This window comes from Thermogutta sp. (genome assembly GCF_014359955.1).
Lineage (GTDB): Bacteria > Planctomycetota > Planctomycetia > Pirellulales > Thermoguttaceae > Thermogutta.
In genome coordinates, this window is sequence record NZ_JACIYL010000227.1 from 1 (window position 1) to 5,755 (window position 5,755).

Annotated in this window: 5 protein-coding genes; 2 read left to right on the plus strand and 3 right to left on the minus strand. The window is 57.3% G+C overall.

Translation table 11 applies throughout. The annotated features are described in order from the left end of the window. Positions 1-339: 339 nt before the first annotated feature. A complete protein-coding gene (locus tag H5U08_RS08750; RefSeq protein ID WP_297032231.1) occupies positions 340-747 on the minus strand; it encodes a DUF423 domain-containing protein in 408 nt (135 codons plus the stop codon). 523 nt (positions 748-1,270) lie between these two features. Between H5U08_RS08750 and H5U08_RS08755 the strand changes: the two genes are divergently transcribed. Both H5U08_RS08755 and H5U08_RS08760 read left to right on the plus strand, forming a co-directional pair. Further along, positions 1,271-2,779 carry a metallophosphoesterase gene (locus H5U08_RS08755; RefSeq protein WP_297032232.1) on the plus strand — a complete coding sequence of 503 codons (1,509 nt, stop codon included), beginning with the start codon at positions 1,271-1,273 and terminating at the stop codon, positions 2,777-2,779. A 78-nt stretch (positions 2,780-2,857) separates the two neighbouring features. Further along, positions 2,858-3,772, plus strand: coding sequence for an NAD(P)-dependent oxidoreductase (locus tag H5U08_RS08760; protein WP_297032233.1), 915 nt, complete (start codon positions 2,858-2,860; stop codon positions 3,770-3,772). A 42-nt stretch (positions 3,773-3,814) separates the two neighbouring features. On the opposite strand, the gene H5U08_RS08765 is transcribed toward H5U08_RS08760, so the two are convergent. Both H5U08_RS08765 and H5U08_RS08770 read right to left on the minus strand, forming a co-directional pair. Continuing rightward, positions 3,815-4,318 (minus strand): hypothetical protein, encoded by a 504-nt coding sequence (locus H5U08_RS08765; RefSeq protein WP_297032235.1) that lies wholly within the window; start codon positions 4,316-4,318, stop codon positions 3,815-3,817. Positions 4,319-4,401: 83 nt separating this feature from the next. Continuing rightward, positions 4,402-5,755 (minus strand): hypothetical protein (locus H5U08_RS08770; protein ID WP_297032237.1); only part of this gene is annotated, 1,354 nt, incomplete at its 5' end.

Here is a 5,755-nt window from a genome sequence, read left to right on the forward strand (position 1 = left end):
GCTCGAGAAGCCAACCATCTACCCCGCACCCGGGATGCTCTGAGTGTTTGCAGTTTCGTCTCATCAACTGAGTGCGAAAAGCGATGTATCCACCCGGTTTAATGGCCTGCCCATTCGGCAGTCGGTTCCTGGGCAACTGTTGTGCTTTGGCAAATCCGATGCCTTTCTGGTGGTGAAGTTCCAATTTCCTCTCCACAATTCCTAATCGCAAGCCCAAGGTAATTCTACCCCATTTAACAGCCGAAACCAGCCCGTTTTGCCTTCTACCCCGGTTATGGTTGCCTGCCAATCGAGCACATTCCCTCCTTTGCGCACTCTGCGCCGGAGGCCTCCCCGGGGCTAATTCTCAGGATCGGATGGGCGGATTTTTGTCGTTATAACGGCTATGACGGCTAGACCGAGCCAGGAGAGGATCCACAACACCGCTCCCGCCGGAATGACAGGTCCGAGCCGAACCTGTGGCAGGCAGACCTTGAGGAAAAGCCCGCCACTGAAACCGACTATCCCCAGCAGAAACCCGGTGGCAACGACATTGAGGCCGCGGAATTTTCCGCACAGCCCAACAAGTCCGCACAGGATGAGTGCAACGGCGTGGTAAAACTGGTACCGCACGGCCAGCTCAAACTGCCGGACCTCCGCCAGTCCCCAGTTCCCTTTGAGGACGTGATCCGCCACTGCGGCCAAAACCACGCTGAGGCCTGCCAGAATCGCGCCGCAGGCAATCCAAAAACGGCTTCTGTCAGTCACGGAAAGTACTCCTGGGAACGAAATTGGCCAATTGGCCCACCAGAATCTGTCGCTCTTTTACGAATGGCAACAGTTTGCTACAACAACGTCCAACCTGGCGGAAAGTCCGCAAGAAAGACACCGAATCCCTGGAGCGGCACAGACACGCTCAATCGAGCCGTCGCTCCGCCCGCAAGGGATTGAAACTGCCTTCGATTCGCCGAAGGTATATAATACGCTTTAAACAGCGGCAGCCCATAGGGGTGCGAAAACAGCACCCTGTGGGATGCGGAACATGACGGACGCTGGGCGAAGACCGCAGAGTCGATGCTAACCCGAGCCCGCACACCAGGCCAAACTCGGAGGGAAAGCAGCAGTTTCCCCGGGAGGAAACAACCGCGGATCGTGACAGGTACTAGCGAGATCACAAAACGGAACATTGACGGATGTAACAGCTGGAAACCGCGACAGCTCCCGTGCAGGGGTGCCACCCTGTCCCAAACAGAAAACATTCCAGCGCAACGTATTCAGCTTCTGAGCAAGAATGACTACTGTTCTGATATTCTTACTCGTATTGGCAGTTCTCGGGCATCTAACCATTTGGGCGGCGCTGTGGAATCGACTCCACGGTTTTGGCCTCTCGTTCGGAATTTGTAGCTGGATCACGGCGCTGCTCGTCGCGGTCGGGGCCGTCGTACCGACAACCCTGGTCATCCTTATATTAGAGGGAGAGCTACCCCTCTTGTTCCTCACTCAAAGTGACATTGAACACTCCCAGGTCGGTCTGTATGGAGCCCTGGCCGCCAACGCCTACATTGGCGCCTGCCTTCTGGCCCTCCCGTTTGCCATTGGATGGCGGATCTGGCGGAACCTCCGACAACCTCCCCGGGTGTTGAAAGCCTCGGCAAATGAGCTTCTATTCGATCTTGCGCCGGCCTTGAAATCCCGGCAGGGTCTTCGCGCCAGGGCCCGTGCAGGTGCCATCCAATTCCTCGCTCTGGTGCGTCGGAGGAAGGCATTATCCCGCACAACCAGCCGGCGAAAGGCTGCGCAACAGGGCATCGCCCCCTCCAATCCCGAGCAGTTGTCCGGTGACGCGTCTGCCGCGGGAGGAGTCGAACAACACACGGGAACACTGCAAACAGGATGCTCTGGGATCCGCTTAGAGGCCGGGCAAACCAAAATTTCGGAAGTTGTTTTTCACAAAAACACGTCGAAAAGTCCGCCGCCCAGGCGTCACCCTCCCAGCAATCTCCTGCTTTTACCAGGTAATGAATCTCTCGCGTGTCAGCGCGTTGATCTGGCCCTTTCATTGCCTGGCTTGCCTCCGGCCCTGAATGGTCTGCGGATTGTCCAGCTCACCGACCTCCATTTCGTGGGAAGGATTCCCGATGAGTTTTACGAACTCGTGGTGGAGCACAGCAATCGGCTTGAGCCCGACATGGTCGTGATCACGGGAGATATCGTCGATCGCGCGGAGTGCATTCCGCAGGCGCAAAAGATTCTGGCACCCCTCCAGGCCAAATTGGGCGTCTTTTTTATCCTGGGCAATCACGACCTTCGCGCAGGGGTGCAGAACGTTCGCACAGCCCTTACCGAGATCGGCTTCAAAGACGTGGGCGGGAAGGTGGAACAGTTCACTCTTAACGGGACGGCCGTCCTGGTGGGCGGAAATGAGCTGCCGTGGTTGGGACCCGCCCCATCTTACCCCCGTGATGATTCGCTGGATCAGACGCCCAACTTCCGGCTTTTGCTGGCCCATACACCGGACCAGTTCTACTGGGCCATTCGCAACAAGATTCACCTCATGCTCGCCGGCCACACACACGGTGGACAGGCGTGCCTGCCGTGGCTGGGGCCCATCATCGCCCCCAGTGCTTACGGCATTCGCTACGCCCAGGGGTTGTATTACAAACCACCCACGACGATGTACGTGAGCCGGGGCATCGGCGGTGAATTCCCTCTTCGCTACTTCTGCCCTCCTGAGCTGACCTGCCTGACCCTGTTAAGCGAAACGTCGGGTTCCGAACCCCGGCCGATTCGAGTATGCTGAATCCCTAACAAGCTTGGCAGAAAAGCAGCTTCGTTGGGCAGTCGTGGGTTCTGTCTCGCATGGAAGGAGGAGTTTGCTATGTCCTCGGCACAACCGACCGGAGACCAGGAATTTGGTTTTATCGGGATCGGCCAAATGGGCCAGGCGATGGTCGCCAACTGGCTCGCTTTGGGATACCGCGTCCGAGTGTACAATCGAACACGCGAAAAGATCCTTCCCCTTCTCCAACAAGGAGCGATTGAAGCGGCCTCACCCGCCGAGGCGGTCGTCCCAGGCGGATTGGTCATGACCTGCGTCTCGGACGATCACGCCTTGCTTTCCATTTTTGAGGAGGACGAAATATTTCGGCGACTCGGCCAGGAGGGCGTCCACGTCTCGATGAGCACCATTTCCCCACGAACCGCCCGCGTCCTGGCCGACAAACACAGCCAGTTGGGTGGAACGTACCTGGCCTCCCCGGTGATGGGCCGTCCCGATACCGTGGCCGCCAAACGCCAGACTTTCTACATATCCGGACCGGCAGCGGCTCGCCAGCGCGTCAAGCCCCTGCTTCAGGCCATCAGCCGCCAGGTGCTGGAATTGGGGGACGGTCCCGAAGCCGCCCACGTGGCCAAACTTGCCTCCAACTTTCTTATCGCAACAGTCGTGGAGTCGCTCTCTGAGGCGTTCGCATTCGTCGAAAAGAACGGTTTGCCACCGCAAACCTTTTTCGACACGATCACCGAATTCCTTTTCGACTGTTTCATCTACAAAGGATATGGCCGACATCTCTTGAGCGGTCAATTCCGTGATCCCCTCTTTCGGCTTCAGCTTGGTTTGAAAGACATCAATCTTTCCCTTCAGTCGGCCACCGAATCGAGAACGCCGATGCCGTTTTTGAGCGTTCTGCGTGACCGCTACCTTGCCGCTCTGGCCCAGGGATACGGCGATTGGGACTGGACAGCCATTGCTCTCGAGGTACGACGTCAGGCAGGTCTGCCACCGTCGCAATGAGCGATTTTTTCGCGTCCGATCCGAGAGTGATCCTGCGGTCTTTCAGTGGGAGGGCGAGTCGAACCAGCCGGGAAGTCCGCGAAACATCACATGGAGGCCGCCTACAAGAATGAAAGCGAAGAGGGTCCAGTTCAGCTTGTCCAGAAGCCCTCCCATCACAACCCACAGCAGCACCGCCAGAAGACAAGACACAAAAAAGGCGTAGGCCGCCACCGCGGAGTTTGCGTCGGTCCTTCCCAGTTGTTTTCCCGTTTCCATCATCACAAAGGCCGCCACCGCTCCCAGGACGAGGCGGTGTGTGTCGGAAAGCCGGTCCAGCCATTCGGCAAGATGCCCGCTGTCGAGGAAATCACTCGAAACGAGAAACACGAGAATGACGATGGGGAGCAGTCCCCCCACCGCGCGGCGAATGGCCCCCGACGTGGTTTTGGCGCACCGAACCAGAAAAAACAGGAGCGAAACCAGATAAAAGAACAGGCCAATGACAACGGCCGGATACATAATGTACACAAAAAACGCACGCAGAATGTTGCGGATTGATTCCATGGCGACCTCCCGGCCGGCCATTTTATCATCATCGATTGACAAAAGCGACAAACAGGAAACCTGCTTGCGAAGGCCTTTCCCGGTCAACGCTCCACGGTGAGTAAATACCAGGTTGCCGGCTGGTTGCCCAGCGTCACCTTCCAGCCGGCGTCTGTGGCCAATGCCTGGAAGACCATGCCCAGTGGTTTGCCGTTTGCATCCAGTGGTTGGCAATCAATGCGCTTCGCCTTCCATCCTTTCAGTTCCAGTTCACCTCGCACCACCTCAATCACGGTTGGCGCTCGCCCCCAATCTTCCAGACTCGTACGATCGGTATTCCACCGCTGGGCCGTATTTTCCACCCGAGCAGTGGCGCTTACCAGGAGACGACCAGCTTCCGCAATGGGCTGATCATCCAGCGCGCACACGGTGATGCCCGCGAAATCATTCGCCACCTTCATGTCAACCTGGGAAGGCCGGTCCGGAATCTCTTTAAGGTGTCCGACGACAGCCTTCCACCGGGGGCTGTCCACCACGACAAGGCCTGCCGATCGGTTTTTCGTACACCATTTGATTTGACCGGTATCGGCGATGATCGGATTTTCATCAGAAGAAGGAATCGGAGTAAACGGCGGCCCGTCAAACGACGCCACCCGCACCGCGTGCTTGAGCGGTAAGGCCAGAGGAAAGCCCGGCGTGAAAAACGGCATCAGGTCCCGACGGCCTGTCAAGCGGATACTTTCCCGTACCTGCTCTGGCGTATAGGTCCTGGTCACCACTTCCCTGGCCGTTTGCACGTCTCCGCGAAGAAATGCCAGACTGCACGCCGCCAGTTGTGTCATTTTCACCGGATCAAACGCGAGATCGAAATGCCCCGCAATCCGCGGTTCTTTTCCCACCACTTCCTGATGCATGAGCGTGTACCAGAAAATTCCATCCCAGTCCTGAAATGCGCCGTAGGCAGCCAGAATGGGGATGCCTTCGCAGGCATATTGATGGGGAAACGGATGATTGACCTCCGATACCGTATAGGGTTTTCCGACTACTGGCGTCCGCGCGAGCTGAACAACCGTGGAATGCAGGGGATCCACCACCATGGGCGTATTTGGAATTCGGAAGCCTACCGTGCGCCCGGTCTGCGGATCGCGAATATACGAGGGATGCTGCCAGTACACGTGGCCGTCCACAACATCGAGGAGAGACGTTCCCACCACGATTGGATAACCTGTGTGCCCGTGTCCGTGATCACTATTTCCAATGAGAAGCTGTTTTACACCAATCTCCTCTTTTAAGTACCGTTTCATACTCAAGAAATATTCCTTTTCCACTGCCATGTAGAACTGGGCTTCTGTATGAAACCGCAACGGCGAGGCCTTGGCAAATTCCGCCGGACGAAGTCGGGGGATGAGCTCCCCTTCACCGACCCCGGCCTCCGCAGCAATCTGTCTGCGGACTTCC

Excerpts from the sequence above, each read along its gene's own strand:
- H5U08_RS08760 (WP_297032233.1), top strand. The coding sequence starts at position 2,858 with ATGTCCTCGGCACAACCGACCGGAGACCAGGAATTTGGTTTTATCGGG.
- H5U08_RS08765 (WP_297032235.1), bottom strand. The coding sequence starts at position 4,318 with ATGGAATCAATCCGCAACATTCTGCGTGCGTTTTTTGTGTACATTATG.
- H5U08_RS08755 (WP_297032232.1), top strand. The coding sequence starts at position 1,271 with ATGACTACTGTTCTGATATTCTTACTCGTATTGGCAGTTCTCGGGCAT.